Annotated in this window: 23 protein-coding genes; 16 read left to right on the plus strand and 7 right to left on the minus strand. The window is 69.8% G+C overall.

Annotated features, from left to right (window positions below; all coding sequences use genetic code 11):
- Nucleotides 1–35 precede the first annotated feature (35 nt).
- Both JOF29_RS31610 and cofD read right to left on the minus strand, forming a co-directional pair.
- On the minus strand, nt 36–1007 hold the full coding sequence (locus JOF29_RS31610; RefSeq protein ID WP_209698050.1) for a coenzyme F420-0:L-glutamate ligase: 972 nt from the start codon (nt 1005–1007) through the stop codon (nt 36–38).
- Nucleotides 1004–2017, minus strand: a complete 1014-nt coding sequence (cofD, locus tag JOF29_RS31615; RefSeq protein WP_209698051.1) for a 2-phospho-L-lactate transferase — start codon at nt 2015–2017, stop codon at nt 1004–1006. The genes JOF29_RS31610 and cofD overlap by 4 nt, the downstream gene beginning before the upstream one ends.
- Before the next feature lie 114 nt (nt 2018–2131).
- Between cofD and JOF29_RS31620 the strand changes: the two genes are divergently transcribed.
- From JOF29_RS31620 to JOF29_RS31635, 4 genes are all read left to right on the plus strand, one after another.
- Entirely contained in the window at nt 2132–3403 is a 1272-nt protein-coding gene (locus JOF29_RS31620) for a hypothetical protein (RefSeq protein WP_209698052.1), read from the plus strand.
- Between the two features lie 340 nt (nt 3404–3743).
- On the plus strand, nt 3744–3995 hold the full coding sequence (locus JOF29_RS31625; RefSeq protein WP_020389877.1) for a WhiB family transcriptional regulator: 252 nt from the start codon (nt 3744–3746) through the stop codon (nt 3993–3995).
- 194 nt (nt 3996–4189) lie between these two features.
- Nucleotides 4190–7105: a glycosyltransferase family 2 protein gene (locus tag JOF29_RS31630; protein ID WP_209698053.1), complete on the plus strand. Its 2916-nt coding sequence runs from the start codon at nt 4190–4192 to the stop codon at nt 7103–7105.
- Complete coding sequence (locus tag JOF29_RS31635) at nt 7102–8586, plus strand: DUF5719 family protein (RefSeq protein ID WP_209698054.1); 1485 nt, start codon at nt 7102–7104, stop codon at nt 8584–8586. Before JOF29_RS31630 ends, JOF29_RS31635 begins: the two co-directional genes overlap by 4 nt.
- On the opposite strand, the gene JOF29_RS31640 is transcribed toward JOF29_RS31635, so the two are convergent.
- Nucleotides 8583–8969 carry a DUF3499 domain-containing protein gene (locus tag JOF29_RS31640; protein WP_209698055.1) on the minus strand — a complete coding sequence of 129 codons (387 nt, stop codon included), beginning with the start codon at nt 8967–8969 and terminating at the stop codon, nt 8583–8585. The two genes, JOF29_RS31635 and JOF29_RS31640, sit on opposite strands and share 4 nt — an antisense overlap.
- Before the next feature lie 31 nt (nt 8970–9000).
- Here JOF29_RS31640 and JOF29_RS31645 point away from each other — a divergent pair, with 31 nt between their 5' ends.
- From JOF29_RS31645 to JOF29_RS31680, 9 genes are all read left to right on the plus strand, one after another.
- Nucleotides 9001–9447, plus strand: a complete 447-nt coding sequence (locus tag JOF29_RS31645; protein WP_307863790.1) for a metallopeptidase family protein — start codon at nt 9001–9003, stop codon at nt 9445–9447.
- A gap of 109 nt (nt 9448–9556) precedes the next feature.
- Complete coding sequence (locus tag JOF29_RS31650) at nt 9557–10543, plus strand: Gfo/Idh/MocA family protein (RefSeq protein ID WP_307863791.1); 987 nt, start codon at nt 9557–9559, stop codon at nt 10541–10543.
- Nucleotides 10521–10646 carry a hypothetical protein gene (locus JOF29_RS44850; protein ID WP_281067446.1) on the plus strand — a complete coding sequence of 42 codons (126 nt, stop codon included), beginning with the start codon at nt 10521–10523 and terminating at the stop codon, nt 10644–10646. The genes JOF29_RS31650 and JOF29_RS44850 overlap by 23 nt, the downstream gene beginning before the upstream one ends.
- Nucleotides 10639–11394 (plus strand): ThuA domain-containing protein, encoded by a 756-nt coding sequence (locus JOF29_RS31655; protein ID WP_209698056.1) that lies wholly within the window; start codon nt 10639–10641, stop codon nt 11392–11394. Before JOF29_RS44850 ends, JOF29_RS31655 begins: the two co-directional genes overlap by 8 nt.
- 37 nt (nt 11395–11431) lie before the next feature.
- Nucleotides 11432–12826 (plus strand): phosphomannomutase/phosphoglucomutase, encoded by a 1395-nt coding sequence (locus JOF29_RS31660; protein WP_209698057.1) that lies wholly within the window; start codon nt 11432–11434, stop codon nt 12824–12826.
- Nucleotides 12827–13033: a Trm112 family protein gene (locus JOF29_RS31665; RefSeq protein ID WP_209698058.1), complete on the plus strand. Its 207-nt coding sequence runs from the start codon at nt 12827–12829 to the stop codon at nt 13031–13033.
- A complete protein-coding gene (locus JOF29_RS31670) occupies nt 13033–14109 on the plus strand; it encodes an SIS domain-containing protein (RefSeq protein WP_209698059.1) in 1077 nt (358 codons plus the stop codon). Before JOF29_RS31665 ends, JOF29_RS31670 begins: the two co-directional genes overlap by 1 nt.
- Nucleotides 14103–15254 (plus strand): mannose-6-phosphate isomerase, class I, encoded by a 1152-nt coding sequence (gene manA / locus JOF29_RS31675; RefSeq protein WP_209698060.1) that lies wholly within the window; start codon nt 14103–14105, stop codon nt 15252–15254. Before JOF29_RS31670 ends, manA begins: the two co-directional genes overlap by 7 nt.
- A 36-nt stretch (nt 15255–15290) precedes the next feature.
- Nucleotides 15291–16250, plus strand: coding sequence for a cation diffusion facilitator family transporter (locus JOF29_RS31680; RefSeq protein ID WP_209698061.1), 960 nt, complete (start codon nt 15291–15293; stop codon nt 16248–16250).
- Nucleotides 16251–16259: 9 nt separating this feature from the next.
- Here the strand turns inward: JOF29_RS31680 and JOF29_RS31685 are convergent, their stop codons facing one another.
- Both JOF29_RS31685 and JOF29_RS31690 read right to left on the minus strand, forming a co-directional pair.
- Nucleotides 16260–17201 (minus strand): acyl-CoA desaturase, encoded by a 942-nt coding sequence (locus JOF29_RS31685; protein ID WP_209698062.1) that lies wholly within the window; start codon nt 17199–17201, stop codon nt 16260–16262.
- A gap of 141 nt (nt 17202–17342) precedes the next feature.
- Nucleotides 17343–17702, minus strand: a complete 360-nt coding sequence (locus tag JOF29_RS31690; RefSeq protein ID WP_209698063.1) for a MerR family transcriptional regulator — start codon at nt 17700–17702, stop codon at nt 17343–17345.
- 108 nt (nt 17703–17810) lie between these two features.
- Here JOF29_RS31690 and ahcY point away from each other — a divergent pair, with 108 nt between their 5' ends.
- Nucleotides 17811–19244 (plus strand): adenosylhomocysteinase, encoded by a 1434-nt coding sequence (ahcY, locus tag JOF29_RS31695; protein ID WP_209698064.1) that lies wholly within the window; start codon nt 17811–17813, stop codon nt 19242–19244.
- A 107-nt stretch (nt 19245–19351) separates the two neighbouring features.
- Here the strand turns inward: ahcY and JOF29_RS31700 are convergent, their stop codons facing one another.
- On the minus strand, nt 19352–20338 hold the full coding sequence (locus JOF29_RS31700; RefSeq protein WP_307863792.1) for an RDD family protein: 987 nt from the start codon (nt 20336–20338) through the stop codon (nt 19352–19354).
- 71 nt (nt 20339–20409) lie between these two features.
- Here JOF29_RS31700 and JOF29_RS31705 point away from each other — a divergent pair, with 71 nt between their 5' ends.
- Together JOF29_RS31705 and JOF29_RS31710 are read left to right on the plus strand one after the other, a co-directional pair.
- Nucleotides 20410–21405 (plus strand): stage II sporulation protein M, encoded by a 996-nt coding sequence (locus JOF29_RS31705; protein ID WP_209698065.1) that lies wholly within the window; start codon nt 20410–20412, stop codon nt 21403–21405.
- 60 nt (nt 21406–21465) lie between these two features.
- On the plus strand, nt 21466–22215 hold the full coding sequence (locus tag JOF29_RS31710) for a DUF1206 domain-containing protein (RefSeq protein ID WP_307863793.1): 750 nt from the start codon (nt 21466–21468) through the stop codon (nt 22213–22215).
- Here the strand turns inward: JOF29_RS31710 and JOF29_RS31715 are convergent.
- Nucleotides 22187–22951, minus strand: a complete 765-nt coding sequence (locus JOF29_RS31715) for a DUF899 family protein (RefSeq protein ID WP_245359647.1) — start codon at nt 22949–22951, stop codon at nt 22187–22189. The genes JOF29_RS31710 and JOF29_RS31715 overlap by 29 nt on opposite strands.
- Nucleotides 22952–22983 lie beyond the last annotated feature (32 nt).

Below are 22983 nucleotides of genomic sequence, written 5' to 3' on the forward strand. Positions count from 1 at the left end.
GTGTACGAGGTGACCCTAAGAAGTTGCCTAGAAAACTACCTCGACCGTGAGCCGAACGTGACCGTCGCCGCACTGCCGGGACCGGGCCGCACCGCGACCCCGTAACCCTCCGCATGCAGCAGCACCGCGAGCCGCTCCGCGACCACCCCGACCGTCACGGGATCCTCACCGACCACGGTGACAGCGTTGCCACCGACCTCCAACCGCACCCCGTCGACACCCGGCAGGTCCGACCACACCGCGGTATCCGCCTCCCGCGGCCCGGCCGGTGGTTGCCGGTCGAGTACGGCGGCCCGCGCCGCCTCGCGGGTTCCGAGGCTGAACATGTCGTGCTCGGCGTCCCGTACCAGCGCCCGCGCCCCGGGACCATCCGAGCCGACCGGCAGTACGACGTCCTCGAGCCCGCGCAGCACCGCGACCGGTACGCCGTCGGCCTTGCCCTTCACCAGTTCGCTGGCGCCCGCGATCTCGTCCGCGAGCGCGGGCTCGGTGACCGCGAGGACGTTGCCGTGGCTGTCCGTCGTACCGCGCAGGTCCTCGACCACGCGGACCCCGGCGGCGCCGATCGCCACGTCGGTCTGGCCGGTGCGCCACGGGCGGCCGAGCGTGTCGGTGACGACGACGCCGACGTTCACGTCGTACCGCTCCTTCAAGGCCGAGCGCAATGAGCGCGCGGACTCGTCCGGGTCGACCGGGAGCAGCAGGACCGTGCCGGGCGCCGTGTTCGAGGTGTCGGTGCCGGCCGCGGCCATCACCAGGCCGTGCCGGGTCTGCACGATCCGGGTGTCGCCGCGTTGCGCGACCACCCGGACGAGCTCGGCGTCGATCGCCTCCTGCCGGGTGCCGTACGTGAGCCGGCCCTCCGCCTTGCTGACGATCTTGGACGTCACCGAGACCACGTCGCCGTCGCGCAGGTCGGTGCCGTCCGCGATCAGCGCGGCCAGGTCGGCCCCCGCCGCCACCTCGGGCAGCCCGGTCACCGGAAAGATCTCCAGGTGCTTCCTCATCGCCGTACGGCCTCCGCGAGGGTCAGTGCCGCGTCAGCCATCGCGGCGGTGGTGGTCTCGTCCGTCATCCACAACGGCACCGCCTGGACGTGAATTCCGGCTCCGGCGATCGAATCCGCCTGGATCGCGTCCGAGGTGTCGATCAGCCAGCCGTCCAGGATGCCGCCGGACGCGCGCGAGCCGTAGTACCGCGCGACCGCCGACGCGGTGGCCGCGACGCCGACCGTGGCCAGCACCTTGTCGGCCATCCCGCGGACCGGGCCGGTCCCGATGATCGGCGACAGCCCGATGACCGGGGCGGCGGTCTCCCGGACCGCCTCCCGGATTCCCGGTACGCCGAGGATCGTGCCGACCGAGACCACCGGGTTGGACGGCGGGACGATCAGTACGTCGCAGTCCGCGATCGCGTCCAGGACGCCGGGCGCGGGCTTGGCCTTGTCCTGGCCGACGGCAACGATCTGGTGTGCCGGGATGCCCGCCTGGTAGCGGACCCAGTACTCCTGGAAATGAATGGCCTTGCGGCGGCCCGGCTGCTCCGGGTCGTCCACCACCACGTGGGTCTCGATCCGGTCGTCGCTCATCGGCAGCAGCCGGACCGGGAGCTTCCAGCGGGCGCAGAGCGCTTCGGTGACCGCGGTCAGGCTGTACCCGGCGTCCAGCATCTGGGTCCGCACCAGGTGCGTCGCGACGTCGCGGTCGCCGAGCCCGAACCAGGTGGGCTCCACGCCGTACGCCGCGAGCTCCTCCTTGATCACCCAGGTCTCGTCCTCACGGCCCCACTTGCGCTCCTCCGAGATGCCGCCGCCGAGGGTGTACATGACGGTGTCGAGGTCGGGGCAGACCCGCAGGCCGAACAGGGTGATGTCGTCCGCGGTGTTCCCGACGACGGTGATCTCGGCGTCGGGACGGGCCTTGAGCAGACCACGCAGGAAGGCGGAACCGCCGATGCCGCCGGCCAGCACGGTGACACGCTCGGGGAATCGCTTGGGCAGGTGGGTGCGAACTTGCATGGGAAGAGTCTGCCCGAGTCGTCAATGCGTCGGCCCACCGCACGACTATGCTGCGGTGAGTCATCAGATCCGCACAGCTCAGTTGTACGGCCCCCCAACATCCGAGGAGCCCTCGTGGTCACCGACGCAACCAAGAAGCTCAGAGAGCCGGTCGCGTACATCTTGCTCGCATTCACCGGCCTGCTCGCACTGGCAGCGCTCTTCCAGTTGTTCGTCGGCGGGATCGGCTTCGTGGCCGCATCCGCGGGCGTGCACAGCATCATCGTCCCGCCGTCCGTCACCACGATCGCGCTGATCCCGGCGCTGGTGGGCGCGGTCTGGCTGGTCAACGAGGGCGAGCGCACGCCGAACGCCCGGATCGTCACGCTGGCCGCGCTGGTCATCACCGGTCTGTTCCTGCTGATCGGCCTGGTCGCGACGTTCGCGCAGTTCAACGGCGGCGGCACGGCCGGCGAGAAGATCGTCGGTTTCATCGCCTCGCTCGGTGGCCTCGCGCTGTACGGCGGTGTCGGGCTGTACGCACTGAAGACGTTCCAGGCGCTGCCGGCGCCGGTGAAGGCCCCGAAGGCGGGGCAGTTCCAGCAGCCGGGCCAGCACGGGCAGCAGGGCCAGTTCGGTGGCCAGCAGGCGCAGTACGGCCAGCCGGGCTACGGCCAGCAGCCGGGCTACGGTCACGACCAGCAGGGTCAGTACGGCGGTCAGCAGTACGACCAGGGCCAGCAGCAGTACGGCGGTTACGCGGCTGCCGGTGCGGCAGGTGGTTACGCAGCGGGTCAGGGCGACCAGCAGCAGTGGCCGCAGGAGCAGGGCTGGAACCAGGGCGAGCAGCAGCAGGCCTGGTCCGCCGGTGACGTCGAGGCCCAGCAGGCCGGTCAGCACACGGACCCGCAGGTCGCACAGCCGGCCGCACAGCCGGAGCAGGCGTGGCCGGCCGAGGGCCAGGCCGCTGCCGAGCCGACGCAGGCGTGGAACTCCGAAGGCCAGCAGCAGTGGAGTGGCCAGGAGCAGGGCCAGCAGTGGCCGCAGGAGCAGCAGCAGTGGGGCGGCGACGCCGGTCAGCAGCACGGCCAGCAGCAGTGGAGTGGCCAGGACTACGGCCAACAGGGCCAGCAGGCCCCGCAGGGCCAGGAGTGGGGCCAGCCGGAACACGCTGCTGCTGAAGGTTCGCACGAGCAGCCCGAAGCCCAGCAGGGCCAGCAGGCCTGGCAGCAGGAGCAGTCCTGGCAGGCCGACGACAAGCCGGCCGAGCAGCCGGCGGCCACAGAGCCTGCACAGCAGGCGGAATCGGCCGACGAGACCCGCGTCGACCCGCGTGTCGAGGGCGACAAGAACGACCCGAACCAGCCGGGCCAGGGCCAGCAGGGCTGGTGGTCCCAGCCTTCCTGACCGGTCAGCAGATCGGTCGGCGGCTGGGGCAGCAAGCCCTTACCGCGGCTGCGGAAAAATCGCGGCACCACGAGGTTTGAAGCCGGGTACCCGGCGCGAGAGGCCTGCATCTGCAGGCCTCTCGTTCTTTTGCGGGCGTGTTGCGGATGGTCCCAATAGCAGAGCACGGCTTGACTTTCGTGCATTGCAGGAATGTAATTTCAACCGTGTCGTTCGTTAGGACACTCGGTATCGGGGACCGTTGCAGAGCGTAGGACGGACGAGGTCAGGCATGTGGACCGCAAACCCACATGTACAGGGGAACGAACAGGGTCGAGGAGGTCGTACCGTGACAGAGCTGATGGCGATTGTCGACGGTGAGGCGATCGAGGAGGAGCCGAACTGGCAGGAAAGGGCGCTGTGCGCCCAGACCGATCCAGAGGCTTTCTTCCCGGAGAAGGGCGGTTCCACCCGCGAGGCCAAGAAGGTGTGCCTCGGCTGCGACGTCCGGGGCGAATGCCTCGAGTACGCGCTGCAGAACGACGAACGCTTCGGAATCTGGGGCGGTCTGTCGGAGCGGGAGCGCCGCAAGCTGAAGAAGAAGGCCGTCTGACAGCCGGCTGAGAGCACAACGCAACAGCAGAGACTTCCGCGAGGCCCTGGACGATCCGTCGTCCGGGGCCCGCGGCTTTTCCACAGGTGAGGCCGTGGCTTTCCAGACACTCCGAGAGCGGCTGTATGGTGAGTCCTCGCCGGGACCTGCGGTCGCGGTGACCGTCCGCAAGCATCGAGGTGTCACAGCTCCGCATGGAACAAGAAGCTCCGGCTGGTTGGGAATTCTTCGACTCCGTCGACTTCCCGACCGATCACACTGGCGGCCACATGCGCCGTCCGCGGGTCCGGCATGTCGTCACCGCCGTGGTGGTCGGGCATGAGGGCGCGGCCTGGCTGCCGCGGCTGTCCGAGTCCTTGTGGGCACTCAACCCGCGTCCGGACCGGCTGATCGCGGTCGACACCGGCTCCACCGACGAGACCGCCGAACTGCTGGCCGCGATGCCCGGCGTCGAGCCCGTGGTCAGCGTGTCCGCGCGGACCGGCTTCGGCGTGGCCGTCGCCCGCGGCCTGGAAACGCACGGTTTCGCGCCGATCCCGAGCGCCGTCGGTCCGTACGGCGACGACGGCCAGGTGCCGGTGGTGGAGTGGCTGTGGCTGCTGCACGACGACTGCGCGCCGGCTCCGAAGGCACTGGAGAAGTTGTTGCTCCAGGCCACTATTTCGCCGGAAACCGGAGTGTGGGGTCCGAAGCTCCGGCTCTGGCCGCGGGACCGCGAGCTGCTCGAGGTCGGTGTCACCACGTCGCTCGGCGGTCGCCGCGACACCGGGATCGAGAACGGCGAGCTCGACCAGGGCCAGCACGACCAGCCGCGGAACGTGCTCGCGGTCAGCTCGGCCGGCATGCTGGTCCGCCGCGACGTCTGGGAGGCGCTGCACGGGTTCGACCCGCGGCTGCCGATGTTCCGCGACGACATCGACTTCGGCTGGCGCGCGAGCCGCGCCGGGTACCAGGTCGGCGTCGCGCCGGACGCGGTCGTCTACCACGCCCAGGCCGCGGCCACCGGCGAGCGGGCACTGGCCGGCACCCGGCGGCACGCGTACCAGCTCGACCGCGCCCATGCGTACTACACCGTTCTTGCGAACGCTCCTGGCAAACTGCTGCCGCTGCTGATCCTGCGGTTCCTGTTCGGCACCGTGCTGCGGTCGATCTGGTTCGTGATCGGCAAGACACCGTCCGGCGCGGTCGACGAGTGGACGGCGCTGCTGGGCACGCTGCTCGCGGGCGGCTGGACCACGGCCCGGAAGAACCGCCGGGATCTCAACCAGGTCCCGTACGACGACATCAAGGGCCTGTTCTCCCGGTCCGTGCACGCACTGCGGCACAACCTGGAGGAGACCACCAGCACGATCTCCGAGCGGATCCGCGAAGCCTGGGCGGACGAGCCCGACGAACAGGTCGTCACCACGGCCCGCCGGGCGAAGTCGACCGCGCGCGTCGCGGTCGACCAGCCGCGCTGGCGCCGGCAACTGATCCGGCGGCCGTTCCTGGTCGCTTGGGTGGTGCTCGCGCTCGGGGCGGTCCTGGCGGCTCGTGGCCTGATCGGCGGCGGTACGCTGCGTTCGCACCTGCTGCTCCCGGCTCAGGAGAACCTCGCGGCGCTGTGGCACGCGGCCGCGTCCGCTCCGCCCGGCGTCACTCCGCCGGCGTGGTTGGGGCAGATGTGGGCGTTCTCCACGATCCTGTTCGGTCCGGGCGGTGCGACGAACATCCTGCTGCTCGGCGCGGTTCCGCTGGCCGGTCTCGCGGCGTGGGCGTTGCTCCGGTCCTTCGTCGTCGACCGCGTGGCCCGCGCCTGGGGCGCATCGGCGTACGGGCTGGCGGTCTTCACGAACGGTGCGATCTCGCAGGGGCGGCTCGGGACGTGTGTGGCGGCGATCGTGCTGCCGCTGCTCGGTGCCGCCGTCCACACCGTCGCGCGGCGGCGACGTGTGGTTGTGCAGGGCAGCTGGCGGGCCGCGTGGTTCGCCGGCGCCTGTCTGGCCGTGCTGTTCGCGTTCACGCCGGCGCTCGGTCTGCTGATCGCCGTCGTCCTGGTGCTGGGCGCGGTGTTCGGCCTCGGCTGGCGGCGCCAGGGGCGACAGCTGGTCTTCTCGGTCGTGCTCGGTCTGCTGCTGGTGCTGCCGTGGACGATCGACCTGGTGCGGCACCCGTCGAAGCTGGGCCAGGAAGCGGGCGGCCCGCCGACCGCCGCGGTCGGTCCGGGTGACAGCCTGCTGCATCTGCTGACCGGTACGCCGATCGGTGCCCCGACGCCCTGGTGGTTCGCCGTACCGCTGATCGTGGTGGCGCTGGTCGCGCTGCTGCGCGAGTCGCGGCAGCGGTACGAGTTGCTCGGCTGGTTCGCCGCGCTGGCCGGTCTGGCCGGGACGCTGCTCTCGAGCCGGCTCGGCGGCGGCAGCGGGCCGTTGATGTTCCTGATGACGGCCGGCTGGATCATGTCGGTCACGGTCGCCTGGGACTCGGTCGGGAAGTCCCGGGAGCTCATCGTCCAGGGCGTGCTCGGGCTCGCGCTGGTGACGACGATCGTGACGGCGGGCTTCTGGATGGTGCGCGGCGCCGACGGTCCGCTCTGGCGCGGCTCGGCGCAGGACCTCCCGGCGTACCTGGTGGCCTCGCAGGATCCGCCGGACAACCAGTCGATCCTGGTCGTACGCAAGGCGGACGGCGGCCAGATGCGGTTCTCGCTGGTGAAGAACGGCGGCCCGCGGATGGGCGCGCTCGAGGCGGCGCCGACCCCGGCGCAGACCAAGCCGATCACCGACGTCCTGGCGACCCTCGGCGGTGGTGGTAGCGGCGAGGAGGGGCGGCAGTTGGCCGGCCTCGCGATCGACTACGTGTACCTGCCCGGTCCGGTGGACCCGACGTTGCAGGCGGCGCTCGACTCGCTGCCGGGCCTGACCCGGGCCAGCGCGAACGACGGCGACGCCTCGTGGCTGGTGGACCGCTCGAAGATCGAGGGCAGGACGCCGATCGTCGACCAGACGCATTCGCTGTGGCGCATCCTCGGGCTGATCGGCTGGATCATCGCGCTGATCTTCTGCCTGCCGACGGTCCGCCGTACCGTCGCCGTACCGCAAGGCACGCACGCGAGAAGGGACCCCCGGTGAGCCGGTTGCTGTCCGACCCGCGCCTCCGGATCGGGGCCGTCGTCGCCGCCATGGCCGTGCTGGCCGGGCTCGGAGTGATCACTCATCCGGGCAAGGCCGACACCCGCGTGGAGGCGGCCGCCGCCAAGCCTGCGCGGGCCGTCGTGAACCGGACGGCGCTCGCGTGCCCGGTGGTCGCGCCCGGCGGCAGGATGACCAGCGTGGTGAACGCGGTCTCGCCGACGCTGCCCGAAGGTACGGCGACCTCGCCCGGGACCGCTCAGCCGTTGTCGATCGTGCCGCTGCCGGCCACGTCCAACCCGGTCGGATCCCTGCTCAAGCGCGGCACCATCGGCTCGAGCCCCGTGGCGGTCAGCCCGGTGCCGCTGTCGATCCAGGGCAGCGGTCCGCTGGCGGCCGGGACGGTCGGCACGAGTACGACGACCGCGCCGGACGGCGAGGTGAACCGCGGGATGGCCAGCGTGCCGTGCCAGCTGCCCGGATCGGACTTCTGGTTCGTCGGCGCGTCCGGGGCGAGCGATCGCCGCGACGTCCTGGTCCTCACGAACCTGGACAGCATCAACGCCGAGGTGAACGTCAGCGTGTACTCCCGCGCCGGCTCCGCCGACCTGCCCGCGGCCCGCGGCATCGTGGTGCCGGCCCGCGGTACGTCGGAGGTGTTCCTCCGGCAGGTCGCTCCGAACCTCCGGGACATCGCCCTGCACGTCGAGTCGACCGGCGGCCGGGTCGCCGCCGCGGTCCGGTCGAACGCATCGACCGGTAGCAGTCCGGCCGGTGTGGACTGGCTGAACACGTCGGCACCGCCGGCCACCATGGTGTTCGTGCCCGCGGTGGCGCCCGGCGGCGGGGGACGGATCCTCTCGATCGCGAACCCGACCGACCTGCAGGCGACCGCGAGCCTGACGATCAACGGCCCGAACGGCCCGTTCAAGCCGGCCGGGCTGGAGACCGTCGCGGTGCCCGCCGGTACGGTCCGGACGATCTCGCTCGGCAAGGTGCTGAACGGCGATGCGAGCGCGATCACGATCAACTCCGACCAGCCGGTGACCGCGGCGATGCGGACCACCGACGCCAGCCAGACCGAGTTCTCGTCGATCGGGTCCGCGGAGGCGTTGACCGGCCCGGCGTACCTGGTGCTGCCGGTGCACAAGCAGCCGGCCGTTCTACAGGTGACGGCGCCGGGGAAGACCGGGAGCGTCAAGTTCGAGCTGCGCGATGCGGCCGGACGGGTGCTGGTCACGCGGGCGCTCGACGTCCTCAACGGTGCGACGACGCCGATCTCGTTCCCGGCGCAGCCGCGGCCGACGTACCTGATGGTGCAGCAGACCCGCGGGACCGTGGTCGCGGGCGTCACGCTGATGCCGGCGCCGAAGCCCGCGAAGGACGACGTACCGCAGGTGGCCGCGTGGCCGCTGTCGACGTCCTTGGTGTTCCAGGCCCAGCTCGGCGCGCAGCCTGACGTGAGCGCCGCGCTCCGTTAACCCTCGGTGGTGTTGGCGCCCGGGTCCTGGAGCATCCGGAGGTGACCGCGGCGGGCGACTTCGACCGGGGCGCCCGGGGTGCCGGCGCGGGGCTCGCCGCGCGGTGGGAGCGGGCGGGCTGCTTCCCGGACCGCGTTCGCCAGCGCCTCGAGGTCGTCCGACGACGGACCGGCCGCGGCCGGGTCCGGAGCGAGCCGGATGACCTCCCACCCGTTCGGCGCGGTGAGGCGGTCGGCGTGGTCGGCGCACAGGTCGTAGCAGTGCGGCTCGGCGTACGTGGCCAGCGGACCGAGGACACAGGTCGAGTCGGCGTACACGTAGGTGAGCGTCGACACAGCCGGCTTCTGACATCCGGCGCGCGAACAGATCCTGGCGATGCTCACGGACAGACATTACGCCCACTAGGCTGAGTGCGTGACCGAGGCTCGCCGTCATCGCAGGCACATAGACCGCCACGGCCGTGGAATGCTCGGCCCGATCAGCCGGCCGAGCAGGTTCGCGCCGCGTGGCCTGCCGCTGCAGCGGTCCGCCGCCGCGCAGTTCGACGAGGTGGTCGCGATCGAGGTGACCCGGCTGGAGAAGCGGCTGCCGCAGGTGATCGCCCGGGTCGAGTTCGCGATCGAGGACGTCCCGAACCTGGAGCTCGACGCGACCGAGATCCCGCTCACCCACGCCACCGGCGGTACGTCGCACGAGCCGTACCGGATCGTGGTGTTCCGGCGCCCGATCGAGCTCCGCGCCGAACGCTCCGGCAGCAGCCTGTCCTGGCTGGTCCGGTCGGCCCTGGTGCTGGAGCTGGCCGACGTACTGGCGCTGGCTCCCGAGCAGATCGACCCCGACTTCGATCCCGACGGCGACTGAGGCCTCGTTACCGGTCTGTTACTCAACGCCGGTTGACCGATGTTGAAACCTGTTCCGTAGTGTGGGAAGCAGTTGTGTCCTTCGTTGTCATCGGGAGAGGATCGTGGGTGTGAACGATCAAAAACTGCGGGTCGGTGTGGTCGGACTGGGTTTCGCCGGCAGGACCGCGCTGGAGGCGTTCTCCGAGTTGCCGGACGTCGAGGTGATTGCGCTGGCGGGCCTGGAGAAGGACACGCTGACCAGCCTCGGCGAGAAACACGGCGTACCCCATCTGTACGAGAAGTGGGAAGACCTGCTCGCGACGCCGGGGCTGGAGGCGGTCAGCATCGGTACGCCGACGCAGCTGCACGCCCCGATCGCGCTGGCGGCGCTCGGCAAGGGTCTGCACGTGCTGTCCGAGAAGCCGCTGGCCCGGACGGTCGCCGAAGGTACGGCGATGGTCGAGGCCTCGAAGCAGGCCGGCCGGGTGCTGAAGGTGGTGTTCAACCATCGCGAGCGCGGTGACGTGGCGGCCCTGAAGCACCAGATCGACGAGGGTCAGCTGGGCCGGATCTACTACGCGAAGGCGCACTGGATGCGCCGCAACGGCATCCCGGGGATGGGCGGCTGGTTCACGAACCGGGAGCTGTCCGGCGGCGGGCCGCTGATCGACCTGGGCGTGCACATCCTCGACATGGCGCTGCACCTGCTCGGCGAGCCGGAGATCAGCACGGTGTCCGCGGACACGTTCGCGGAGCTCGGGCCGCGCGGCAAGGGCAGCGCGAGTACGCCGGACCGCCCGACCGTCGACACCCTCGGGTCGAAGTTCGAGGTCGAGGACCTGGCGACGGCGTACCTGCGGCTGAAGGGCGGCGGCGCGCTGCAGCTGGAGACCAGCTGGGCGACGTACCGGGCGCCCGGCGACAACTTCGGGATCGAGCTGTTCGGCACCGAGGGCGGCGCGAAGATCGACGTACAGAACTACACCACCGCGGACACGCTGCGGATCTTCACCGACGTGGCCGGGGTCCCGGCCGAGGTGAAGCCGGCCACCGGTGCGGGGCCTCGGGCACCGCGCGGTGGTGAAGGAGTTCGTGCGGATCGTGCGGAGCGGTGAGTGGGAAGGCCAGAACGGGTCCGAGGCGCTGCTCCGGACCGAGATCATCGACGCCTGCTACGCCTCGGCGAAGGCGGGACGAGAGGTTGTGCTCAATGCCTAGGACAGCTCAGGGTCCGATCCGCGTCACGGTGTGGGGCGAGAACGTCCACGAGGGACGCGACGAGACCGTCCGGAAGGTCTACCCGGACACCATGCACGAGACGATCGCGGCGGCGCTGCGGGACAAGCTCGGGCAGGAGGTCGTGGTCCGTACGGCATGGTTGCAGCAGGACGAGCACGGCCTCACCGAGGAGGTGCTCGCGGACACCGACGTACTCACCTGGTGGGGGCACGCCGCGCACGGCGACGTCGACGACGCGATCGTGGACCGGGTCCAGCAGCACGTGCTGTCCGGGATGGGCCTGATCGCGCTGCACTCCGCGCACTTCTCGAAGATCTTCATCCGGTTGATGGGGACGACCTGCTCGCTGGACTGGCGGGCCGAGAACGACCGCGAGCTGATCTGGACGGTCGCCGCCGGCCACCCGATCGCGCAGGGCGTCCCGCACCCGCTGGTGATCGAGCGCGAGGAGATGTACGGCGAGCTGTTCGACATCCCGCAGCCGGACGAGCTGGTCTTCGTCAGCTCGTTCTCCGGCGGCGAGGTGTTCCGCTCCGGCTGCTGCTACCGCCGCGGCCAGGGCCGGGTCTTCTACTTCCGCCCCGGCGACCAGGAGTACCCGACGTACCACCAGCCCGAGATCCACCAGATCCTCGCCAACGCCACCAAATGGGCCGCACCGGTGGTCCCGCGCCAACTCCCCACCGTCCACCACCGCGCCACCCCGGGCTGGTTCGAGAAGGCCTGAGATACACGTTGGTCGGTGGGCCGGATAGGGTCCGTGCATGGTTGATGTTGCGGGGATCTTCAAGGCTTATGACGTGCGGGGGGTTGTGCCCGAGCAGCTGGACGAGACCGTGGCTCGGGCTGCTGGGGCTGCGTTCGTCGAGGTGCTGGATGTGCTCGCGGGACCCGGGGCCGTGGTGATCGGGTACGACATGCGGCCGTCCAGCCCGGCGTTGGCGGCGGCGTTCGCCGAGGGTGTGACCTCGACCGGCGCGGACGTGATCGACATCGGCCTCGCGTCCACCGACCAGCTGTACTTCGCGTCCGGGCGGCTCGACCTGCCCGGCGCGATGTTCACCGCGAGTCACAACCCGGCGCAGTACAACGGCATCAAGATGTGCCGCGCCGGCGCCGCCCCGGTCGGCGCCGACTCGGGGCTGCGGGACATCGCCGACCTGGTCGCGAAGGCCCTGACCGAAGGCCCGGCGACCGGCTCGACCCCGGGGCACCTCACCCACAAGGACCTGCTCACGGCGTACGCCGATCACCTGCACGACCTGGTCGACCTGAGCGGCATCCGCCCGCTCACCGTGGTCGTCGACGCCGGCAACGGCATGGGCGGCCACACCGTCCCGGCAGTCTTCGCCGACGGCCCGGTGACGATCATCCCGATGTACTTCGAGCTCGACGGCAACTTCCCGAACCACGAGGCGAACCCGCTGGACCCGAAGAACCTGGTCGACCTGCAGGCCAAGGTCCGCGAGACCGGCGCCGATCTCGGCCTCGCGTTCGACGGCGACGCCGACCGCTGCTTCGTGGTGGACGAGCAGGGCGACCCGATCTCGCCGAGCGCGATCACCGCCGCGGTCGCCGTCCGGGAGCTCGCCAAGCACCCCGGTGCGACGATCCTGCACAACCTGATCACCTCGAAGGCGGTCCCGGAGCTGATCGCCGAGCACGGCGGCGTACCGGTCCGGACCCGGGTGGGGCACTCCAACATCAAGCAGAAGATGGCCGAGACCGATGCGGTGTTCGGCGGCGAGCACTCCGCGCACTACTACTTCCGCGACTTCTGGCGCGCCGACACCGGCATGCTGGCCGCGCTCCACGTACTCGCCGCGCTCGGCGAGCAGGACCGACCGGCCGGCGAGCTGTTCGCGGAGTACGAGCGGTACGTCGCCTCCGGCGAGATCAACAACAAGGTCGCGGACGCGGCGGAGACGGTCGCGGCGATCGAGGATACGTATTCTGGCCGCAGCGAAACGGACGGCGTGACCATCGACCACCTGGACGGGTTGACGGTATCGGCGGGACAGTGGTGGTTCAACGTCCGTGCGTCGAACACGGAGCCGTTGCTGCGGCTGAACGTCGAGGCCGCGGACCGTGCCGGCATGGAACGCGTCCGTGACGAAGTACTGGCCCTGATCACCGGCGCATCGGTGGAGGAGAACTGAATGGCAGTCAATCTGGACCCGGACCTGCTGAGCATCCTGGTCTGCCCGAAGTGCCGCTCGGAGTTCCGCGTGGACGACGAGGCGAACGAGCTGATCTGCACCAACGCGGCCTGCGCGCTGGCGTACCCGGTGCGTGACGACATCCCGGTGCTGCTGATCGACGAGGCTCGGGACACTCGTGCGGAAACCGAGTCCGCGAGCAACTGATGAGTCTCTTCGACGACACGCGGCTTGACGACCCGGCCGCACTCTCGGCGGCGGACCACCTGCTGCGCCGGCTGGCGACAGCCGGGGCACGTGTCCGGGCCGAGCTGGAGGCGTCCGAGGACGTCTTGTCCAAGCTGACGTCCGACGGTTTCCGCCCACGGGCGGTTGTAGCCGTCGGCCGGGACGCCCGGCTGGTCCGCGCCGTGCTGGAGACGGTCTGCCCGGTCCCGTTCCTCGCCTGGCCCGGCCCGGGCCTGCCCGGTTGGGCCGGTCCGCTGGACCTGGTCGTCGTACTGGGTGGTGCGACCGAGGACCCGGACGCGGTCTCGGCGGCCGGTGAAGCGGTACGCCGTGGTTGCGGGCTGATGGTCGCGGCGCCCGAGGACTCACCCGTGGCGATCGCGTCCGCGGGGCTGCGGCACGCGATCCGGCTGCCGTCGCAGTCCGACGACCAGCTGGCGTCCGCGGTCGCAGTACTGCAGGCGTTGCACCAGATGGAGCTTGGCCCGGAGGTCGACCACAAGGCCGTTGCGTCGATGCTGGACGACGTAGCGATCGAGTGCTCGCCCAACAAGGACGTGGCGTCCAACCCGGCCAAGGACCTCGCCCTGGTGCTGGCTGACGCGCTCCCGCTGGTCTGGGGCGGTTCTGTGCTGGCGGCGCGGGCAGCTCGCCGTGTGGTCGAGGCGTTCCGGCTCGCGAGTGGCCGGCCGGCCTTGGCTGCTGACGCGGGGCACCTGCTTCCGGTACTTAACCAGCCGCCGCGGGACCTCTTCGCTGACCCGTTCGACAAGCAGGAGGAGCTGCGGCCCGCTCTGGTCGTGCTGGACGACGGCATGGAGGACGGCGGCGTCGCAGAGCAGCGCCGCAAGCTGGAGGATAAAGCGCAGGCACACGACGTCCGCGTGTACATCGTGACGCAGGCGAACGGTACGGACATCGCCCGGTACGCCGCATTGACCCAGCACGGCCGGTACGCCGCGGCGTACCTCGGTCTCGGCCTGGGCCGCTACGGTACGGCGACCGACGCCGACCCGGCCGAGCCTGGTATCCCGTCGGAGGACCCGGCGTGGTAGTCCCGCTGCAGAACACGATCCGCGACTACGCGTGGGGCTCGCCGACCGCGCTGCCGAAGCTGCTCGGCGTCGAGCCGACCGGCAAGCCGCAGGCGGAGCTGTGGATGGGCGCGCACGAGTCCGCCCCCTCGGTGCTGCCGTCCGGGGACACGCTGTACGACGCGGTCTCGTTCGATCCGGCCGCGGTGCTGGGGGAGGAGACGGCCGAGCGGTTCGACGGCCGGTTCCCGTTCCTGGCGAAGCTGCTCGCGGCCGCGCAGCCGCTGTCGATCCAGGCGCATCCCTCGCGGGAGCAGGCGATCGACGGGTACCAGCGCGACGAGGCGGCCGGGATCCCGCGGGATGCCGCGGACCGGAACTACAAGGACGCCTGGCCGAAGCCGGAGATCCTGATCGCGCTCGAGCCGTTCGACGCACTGGTCGGTTTCCGGCCCCTCGACCGGACCGTCGCGTTGCTGGACGCAGTGGCACCCGAAGGATTCGCTGAGTTCGCCGACCTGCTCCGGAACGGCAAGCTGCGCGAGGTGTTCACCGATTTCATGAGCCGCGACCGGGACGCGATCCGTCCGCTCGTCGCTGCTCTCGGTCAGGCTGTTGCCGGTTCGGCCGGCGACTTCGCGCTGGAGCGGGAAACCCTCGCGACGTTGTGCGCCGACTTCCCGGACGATCCCGGCGTACTCGCGGCGCTGCTGCTGAACCGGGTGCGGCTGCAGCGGTTCGACGCGGTGTACCTGCCGGCCGGCAACGTGCACGCGTACCTGCACGGGCTCGGGTTCGAGGTGATGGCGAACTCCGACAACGTGCTGCGCGGCGGCCTGACCCCCAAGCACATCGACGTACCGGAGCTGGTCTCGGTGGTGGACTTCGAGCCGCTGGCCGACCCGGTACTGACCGCGACGCCGGACGGTGTGTACGAGACGGGGTGCGAGTACTTCGCCGTACAGCGGGTCGAGCTGACGAACGACGAGCGCACGGTGGACGGCGTCGGTCCGCGGATCGTGTGCTGCGTGGACGGCACTGTGGATGCCGTCGGCAAGGAATCCGCTGTGACGTTGTCCGCGGGACAGTCGGCGTTCCTCTCCGGACCCGAAGGACCCTGTACCCTGCGTGGTTCCGGCACGGCGTTCGTCGTGTCCGCATCCTGAATCGCGCATCGGTTTCCTGGGAGGATCTGAACAACCATGGCTGGTGGCGGTAACAAGGCCGTTGTCGCGGCGCTGGCGGCCAACCTCGGGATCGCGGTGACGAAGTTCGCCGCCTGGGCGCTGACCCAGTCGGCCTCGATGCTCGCCGAGGCGATCCACTCGCTGGCCGACTCCGGCAACCAGGGCCTGCTGCTGCTCGGCAGCAAGCGTGCCAAGCGGGCCGCCGACGAGTTGCACCAGTTCGGCTTCGGCCGGGAGCGCTACGTCTACTCGTTCGTCGTGTCGATCGTGCTGTTCAGCGTCGGTGGTCTGTTCGCGCTGTACGAGGGGTACCATAAGGTCCACGATCCGCACGGGATCGACAGCTGGCAGTGGGTTCCGGTGGCCGTGCTGCTGCTCGGCATCGTGATGGAGGGACTGTCGTTCCGGACCGCGGTGAACGAGTCCAACAAGCTGCGCGGGAATGTTTCCTGGGTCCGGTTCATCCGGAACGCGCGGGCGCCGGAGCTGCCGGTGATCCTGCTCGAGGACTTCGCCGCACTCACCGGCCTGGTGCTGGCGCTGCTCGGCGTCATCCTGACGCTTGCCACCGGCAACGGTGTGTTCGACGGCCTGGGATCGATGGCGATCGGCGCGCTGCTGGTCTGCGTGGCGATCTTCCTGGCGATCGAGATGAAGTCGCTGCTGCTCGGCGAGTCCGCGACCCGCGAGGCCCAGCAGCGGATCGTCGCCGCCATCGAGAACACGCCCGGCGTCACGCGGATGATCCACATCCGCACCCTGCACCTCGGCCCCGAGGAGGTGCTGGTCGCGGCCAAGGTCGCGGTCGAGCCGACCTCCGACGCGGCCGTGGTGGCGCAGACCATCAACGCCGCCGAACACGCGATCCGCGAGGCCGAGCCGATGAGCCAGCACATCTACCTCGAGCCCGACATCTACGTCGAGAACTACACCCGCGAGGACCGCCCCGCCGTACCGGACGCGCCTTCGCACTGACACCGGCTGTCAGGCTGTCGCCGTACGCTTCTTCCCGAGCCGGTCCTGGTCAGGCCACTTGACGTCGTACGCCCAGCCGAGCTGTTCGGATCGCCTGATGATCCAGGCGTTGATGTCGATCTGTCCCTTGAGTACGCCGTGGCGGGCGCAGGTGGGGTCGGCGTGATGGAGGTTGTGCCATGACTCACCCTGGCTGAGGATGGCGAGCCACCAGACGTTGCCCGACCTGTCGCGAGCCTCGAACGGCTTCTTGCCGGTGACGTGACAGATCGAGTTGATCGAGAACGTGACGTGGTGCATCAGCGCGACGCGGACCAGCGTGCCCCAGAAGAATCCGGTCGCGGCGCCGTGCCACGACCTGTCCAACAGTCCGCCGATCAGCGCGGGCGCGAGCAGGGAGACCGCGGCCAGGCTCCGGAAGTGACGCGAGATCGCTGCCATGTCGCGGTCGCGCAACAGGTCCGGCGCGTAGTGCCTGGGCTCGGCGCGATCCACCCCCCACAGCACCCACCCGGCATGGGCGAAGACGAATCCCTTGGTCACCGCCCAGGCCGTGGTGCCGTAGCGCCAGGGCGAGTGCGGATCGCCCTCGCGGTCGGAGAACTTGTGGTGCTTGCGGTGGTCGGCCACCCAGCGGATGACCGGCCCCTCGAGGGCCAGGCTGCCCGCGATCGCGAGGGCGATCTTGAGACCGCGCTTGCTCTTGAAGGAACCGTGGGTGAAGCAGCGGTGGTAGCCGGTGCCGATGCCGGTGGTGGTGATCACGTAGAACACGACCAGGAGGAGGAGGTCGTGCCAGCCGATCCAGCCGCCCCAGGCGAAGTACATCGCGGGCAGCAGCGCGAGGGTGGGCACGACGATGAACACCCAGATGAGCCCTCGCTCGAGTCTGCCGCCGACCGCTTGGAACTCGCTCGCGGCCGAATCGCCGGGATCAGCTGCTGAAGCCATGATCGACACCCCCGTAAGCATTTCGTCGGAGTCCGCTGGGGACTGGGGCAGCATCGCTCCCGGCCAGCGGAGCGTGGCACTTGGGACGATATCGCCGATCCGCGCCCACAGCATCTCGAAGCTCCTTGCCGGCCTCGGAGGTCAGCGGGGTCTGGGCGGCAGTACGCCGGAGCGGCCGAGCCAGCGGAGGGCGCGTTCGCGGTCGATCTCGGCCTGCGTGGGCGGGGCGCTGAGCCGTCCGGTGCGGTAGCCGAGGTTCCGGATGTCGGCGGCCACGGACGGTTCGGCGAGCGCTCTGAGGGCGAAGGCGAGCGCGGCCGGCGTCACGTCGTACCGGCGTTCGAGATCGAGCGCGAGTTGTACGGCGGCCAGGTCGCGGTCGTCGTACTGGCGCTGCGCTGTGTGCTCGGATCGCGAGCGCGGGAGCAGCCCGAGGGCCTCCCGGTAGCGCAGCATGCGCGGAGTGGTACCCAGTTGGCGAGCGGCCTCGGTGATGCGCATAGCTCAATCTTGACATTTCGATGTCAAAAACGCGCCTGGAGCGATCAAACCGCGTGGCTCGGCCCTCTAGGCTCAGGTCGGTAAGAATCCAGTCTTCAGGGGAGCGGCATGACCTTCGACTACAAGGTGGCGGACCTCGGACTCGCCGAGTTCGGGCGCAAGGAGATCCGGCTGGCCGAGCACGAGATGCCCGGCCTGATGGCGATGCGCGCGCAGTACGGCGAGAGCAAGCCGCTGGCCGGCGCCCGGATCATGGGCTCGCTGCACATGACGATCCAGACCGCGGTGCTGATCGAGACGCTGACCGTGCTCGGCGCAGAGGTGCGCTGGGTCTCCTGCAACATCTTCTCGACCCAGGACCACGCGGCCGCCGCGGTCGTCGTCGGCAGCGGTTCGGCCGACGCTCCCGCCGGTGTGCCGGTCTTCGCCTGGAAGGGCGAGACGCTGGAGGAATACTGGTGGTGCACCGAGCAGGCGCTCACCTGGCCGGGCGGCGAAGGACCGAACATGATCCTCGACGACGGCGGTGACGCCACGATGCTCGTCCACAAGGGCACCGAGTTCGAGAAGGCGGGCGCCGTACCGGACCCGTCGACCGCTGACTCCGAGGAGTACGGCGTCGTCCTGAAGCTGCTCACCCGCACGCTCGCCGAGTCGCCGTCGAAGTGGACCACGATCGGCCAGGGCATCAAGGGTGTCACCGAGGAGACCACCACCGGCGTGCACCGGCTGTACGAGATGCACAAGGCCGGCGCGCTGCTGTTCCCGGCGATCAACGTCAACGACTCGGTCACCAAGTCGAAGTTCGACAACAAGTACGGCGTCCGGCACTCGCTGATCGACGGCATCAACCGCGCCACCGACGTCCTGATCGGCGGCAAGGTCGCGGTGGTCTGCGGGTACGGCGACGTCGGCAAGGGCTGCGCCGAGTCGCTGCGCGGTCAGGGCGCCCGGGTGATCGTCACCGAGATCGACCCGATCTGCGCGCTGCAGGCCGCGATGGACGGGTACGAGGTGACGACGGTCGAGGACGTGGTCGGGATCGCCGACTTCTTCGTCACCACCACCGGCAACAAGGACGTGATCACCGCGGACCACATGGCCGCGATGAAGCACCAGGCGATCGTCGGCAACATCGGCCACTTCGACAACGAGATCGACATGGCCGGGCTGTACAAGACCGCGGGCGTCGAGCGGGTCAACATCAAGCCGCAGGTCGACGAGTTCCGGTTCCCTGACGGCCACACGATCATCGTGCTGTCCGAGGGCCGGCTGCTGAACCTCGGCAACGCGACCGGCCACCCGTCGTTCGTGATGTCGAACTCGTTCACCAACCAGGTGCTGGCGCAGATCGAGCTGTTCGTGAAGACCGCCGACTACCCGACCGAGGTGTACGTACTGCCGAAGCACCTCGACGAGATGGTCGCCCGGCTGCATCTGGACGCGCTCGGCGTGAAGCTCACCGAGCTGACCAAGGAGCAGTCCGCGTACCTCGGCGTACCGATCGAGGGCCCGTACAAGGCGGAGGCCTACCGCTACTGAGTGGTCCCCCGCGCACGGCGAATCGCCGCGAGGGTTTATCGGCTTCGTCGAGTACGGCGACCTCGGCCGCGTCCCACCCAGGCCTGCCAGTCCTCGACGCGGGGTGGTTAGAACTCGTTGCTTCCGGGGGCTGCCCAGCCCTGGGCGTTGACGATGGCCGGACGCGAGTTGGCCGGCGGGGTGGGCGGCGCGAATAGCCCAGGCGGGGCGACGGGTGGAAGCACGCCGTACGGGCTGGGTGGGGCGAACGGCCCTTGCGGGATGCCGTACGACGATCCGCCGGGGACGAACGGGGCGGTGTATGGGCTGGGGGTGAAGGGGCCGGTGTGGAAAGTGCGTTGGGTGGACAGGCGGTGGAGTTCGCGGCGGCGGCGTTCGGCGAGGACGGCGGAGAGGTAGGCGGGGGCGATGATCGGGTGCGGGGGCTGGGGGGCGGTGGCGGCGGCGACCCGGGCGGCGAGGGCTTCGCCGAGGGCGAGCTGGGGGCCGGGGAGGAGTTCGGTGTACCGCGCCAGGTAGTCGCGGGCCGTGTTCGCGAGGTCGTCGGACAGCCGCGACAGCTCGAGCGACTGCGCCCACTGCACCAGCAGGCCCGGGACGAACAGCGGCGGCGACGCCATCGGCTGCTGCCGTTCGCGGATCACGACCGTACCGGCGACCATGTCCCCGATCCGCTTGCCCTGTTTGTTCATCAGGCTGGCGACGATCCCCGGACTCGCAGCGAACCACGGCGCGAAGTCCACGAACAACCACAGCAGCGTCCGCACCAGCGCGTGCCGGAACCGGATCGAGCTGCCGTCGTCGCGGACCACCTTCAGCCCGAGCACCATCTTCCCGATCGTCCGCCCGCGGGTCAGCGTCTCCATCACGACCCGGTAGCCGATCAGCACCAGCAGTACGACGACGAAGATCAGCGCGACCGTCAGCGCCTGACTGGTCTTGCTCCCGAGCAGGAACCCGGCGAGCAGACCGACCAGTACGACCAGCACGGTGCCCTGCAGCAGTACGTCGATCGCACACGCCAGCGCCCGCGTCGGCATCCGGGCGATCCGCACCTGGAGGACGACCGCCTCACCGGTGACCAGCTGAGACACGTTCGTCGCCCCCCTCCTGCGTAGACACTCGGTCCGGTTAGTCTGCCATCACACGGGTGGAGGAGGTGGCTGTGGACGTAGAAGCGTTTGTGTCGGTGCACCAGCCGCAATGGGACCGCCTGGCGCTCCTGACCCGTCGCCAGCGCCGCCTGACCGGTGCGGAGGCCGAGGAGCTCGTAGTGCTCTACCAGCGCGTCGGCACGCACCTGGCCGCGCTGAGAGCCGGCGGTGCCGACCCTGTGTCGATCGGTCGCCTGTCCGGGCTCATCGCAGACGCCCGTGGTGCGGTCACCGGTGCCCAGGCGCCCGTCTGGCGGGACATCTCGAAGTACTTCCTGGTGAGCTTCCCGGCCGCGCTGTACGCGTCCAGACGCTGGTGGATCACCATCGGCCTGCTCTTCTACCTGGTGGCGGCCTGGACCGCCTGGCGGGTGCTGGCGCATCCGGAAGTGGTCAGCTCGATCGCTACGCCCGAAGAGGTCAAGCAGCTCGTCAACCACGACTTCCAGTCGTACTACTCGGACAACCCCGCTCAGGACTTCGCTCTGCGTGTGTGGATCAACAACGCGACGATCAGTGCCGCCGTACTGGCACTGGGCATCCTCCTGGTCCCCTCGGTCTTCGTACTGTGGGACAACGCGATGAACCTCGGCCTCAGCGCCGGCCTGATGATCGCCAACGACAAGGGCGGCCTCTTCTTCAGCCTGATCACGCCGCACGGTCTGCTGGAGCTGACGGCGGTCTTCATCGCCACGGCGGCCGGCCTGCGCCTCGGCTGGTCCTGGATCGTCCCAGGTCCCCGCACCCGCATGCAGTCCCTCGCACAAACCGGCCGCGCCACTGTAGGCATGGCGATCGGCCTGGCGGCGGTCCTCCTCGTCACCGGCCTGATCGAGGCGTTCGTCACCCCGTTCCTGCCCGGCCCGGTCCGCGTCACCATCGGCATCGTCGTCGAGCTGGCCTTCTTCACCTACGTCTGGACCTTCGGCCGCCACGCCTACCACCACGGCGAGTACGGCGACATCGACGAGTCGGACCGCGAAGCGACGGCACCGGTCTCCGCCTGACAGGTTGTCGCGCTGGGTTTTCCCGTTGGGCACCGGCAAGGAATGAGTACCGCCCAGCAAGTGCGACACAGCCGGACCTATGACATTGCCATCACGGTCGGCCTGGTCGCGTACGGCATCGTCCATCTGCTCGTGGCCTGGATCGCACTCCAGCTGGCGTTCGGCAGGCCGTCGCAGGAGGCCTCCCAGCAAGGCGCCCTCAAGGAGCTGGCGGGCCGGCCGCTCGGCGGCGTACTGCTATGGGTTGTCGCGGCCGGCCTGTTCGTCCTGGTGATCTGGCGGGTGCTGGAACTCGGCTGGGGCCACCGCGACCTGCACAAGAAGCTGTCCTCGGTCGGCCGCGCGATCGTCTACCTGGTGCTCGGCGTGAGCGCGGTCAAGGTCGCGGTCGGCGCCGGCGGTTCGAGCAGTGGGGAGCAGCAGACGCTGTCCGCACGGCTGATGTCCCACGCCGCGGGCCGGGTGCTGGTCGTGGGCATCGGCGTCGCGATCATCGGGATCGGCTGTTACCAGGTGTACAAGGCGATCACGAAGAGCTTCACCGAGGATCTGGCCGGCGGCGTCGCGGAGGTCACGGTGCTGCTCGGCCGGATCGGGTACGCCGCGAAGGGCGTCGCGTTCGTGGTCGTGGGCGGACTGTTCGGGTGGGCCGCGATCGGCTACGACCCGCAAAAGGCCGGCGGTCTCGACACGGCCCTGCGCACGATCAAGGACCAGCCGTTCGGCTCGGTGCTGCTGACGGTGCTGGCCGTCGGGATCGCGGCCTTCGGCGGCTACTGCTTCAGCTGGTCGCGGAACGCCCGCCGGTGAGGTCGTCGCTGCGTCCCGCCGCGATGCGGGACCACTGGGCGATCGGCCGTCCGTCGATCACCTTGGGTGATCTCGACGGTTCGGTGGCCCACTGCTTCGGCCAGCCGGCCGGAGAGTCCTCGTACGGTTCCTGGCGGCCGTAGACCATCAGGTCCATCAGCGCGTAGTTGTTGTCCATCACCTCGACGCCACGCATCGTCGTCCAGTACGTCTCGTAGACGCGGTCGCCCTGGCGGACGTACGAGATCAGGTACATCTGGCCGATTTTCCGGCCCTCCAGGAGGTGCTCCAGCGAGCCGACGGCGGAGTACCACGGCATGCTCCAGCCCATGAAGTCGTGGTACGCACGGCTCTCGGCGTACGGGCCCTGGCAGAAGACGGCGAACGTGATGTCGCGGGACTGCAGGTACGAGATCTCCTGGATCTGGCCGGCGCACCACGTGCAGCCTGGGCACTGTTCGGTGGCCGGGTGGCCGGTGTGCCACATGTAGTAGTACGCGAGCAGCTGCTTGCGGCCGTCGAACGCGTCGAGCAGGGTGACCGGCCCGTCCGGACCGGTCACCGTGAGGTTCGCGTCGACCTCGACCATCGGGAGCCGCCGGCGTTGCGCGGCGATCTCGTCTCCTTCGCGGGTGTGCGCCTTCTCGCGGACGTGTAGTTCCTCGAGATCCGCGGTGAACGTCGTACGGTCGACAACCGGCGGGAGTGCTGTGCTGTCTTCAACGCTTCGCTTCATGTCAGCCTTCATATCAGCAACGTCGGAGCCGT

The organism is Kribbella aluminosa, from assembly GCF_017876295.1.
GTDB classification, from domain to species: Bacteria; Actinomycetota; Actinomycetes; order Propionibacteriales; family Kribbellaceae; genus Kribbella; species Kribbella aluminosa.

Excerpts from the sequence above, each read along its gene's own strand:
- JOF29_RS31625 (WP_020389877.1), top strand. The coding sequence starts at position 3,744 with ATGGCGATTGTCGACGGTGAGGCGATCGAGGAGGAGCCGAACTGGCAG.
- JOF29_RS31665 (WP_209698058.1), top strand. The coding sequence starts at position 12,827 with ATGGCAGTCAATCTGGACCCGGACCTGCTGAGCATCCTGGTCTGCCCG.
- JOF29_RS31670 (WP_209698059.1), top strand. The coding sequence starts at position 13,033 with ATGAGTCTCTTCGACGACACGCGGCTTGACGACCCGGCCGCACTCTCG.
- ahcY (WP_209698064.1), top strand. The coding sequence starts at position 17,811 with ATGACCTTCGACTACAAGGTGGCGGACCTCGGACTCGCCGAGTTCGGG.
- JOF29_RS31630 (WP_209698053.1), top strand. The coding sequence starts at position 4,190 with ATGGAACAAGAAGCTCCGGCTGGTTGGGAATTCTTCGACTCCGTCGAC.
- JOF29_RS31715 (WP_245359647.1), bottom strand. The coding sequence starts at position 22,951 with ATGAAGCGAAGCGTTGAAGACAGCACAGCACTCCCGCCGGTTGTCGAC.
- JOF29_RS31680 (WP_209698061.1), top strand. The coding sequence starts at position 15,291 with ATGGCTGGTGGCGGTAACAAGGCCGTTGTCGCGGCGCTGGCGGCCAAC.
- JOF29_RS31685 (WP_209698062.1), bottom strand. The coding sequence starts at position 17,201 with ATGGCTTCAGCAGCTGATCCCGGCGATTCGGCCGCGAGCGAGTTCCAA.
- cofD (WP_209698051.1), bottom strand. The coding sequence starts at position 2,017 with ATGCAAGTTCGCACCCACCTGCCCAAGCGATTCCCCGAGCGTGTCACC.
- JOF29_RS31660 (WP_209698057.1), top strand. The coding sequence starts at position 11,432 with ATGGTTGATGTTGCGGGGATCTTCAAGGCTTATGACGTGCGGGGGGTT.
- JOF29_RS31610 (WP_209698050.1), bottom strand. The coding sequence starts at position 1,007 with ATGAGGAAGCACCTGGAGATCTTTCCGGTGACCGGGCTGCCCGAGGTG.
- JOF29_RS31690 (WP_209698063.1), bottom strand. The coding sequence starts at position 17,702 with ATGCGCATCACCGAGGCCGCTCGCCAACTGGGTACCACTCCGCGCATG.
- JOF29_RS31655 (WP_209698056.1), top strand. The coding sequence starts at position 10,639 with ATGCCTAGGACAGCTCAGGGTCCGATCCGCGTCACGGTGTGGGGCGAG.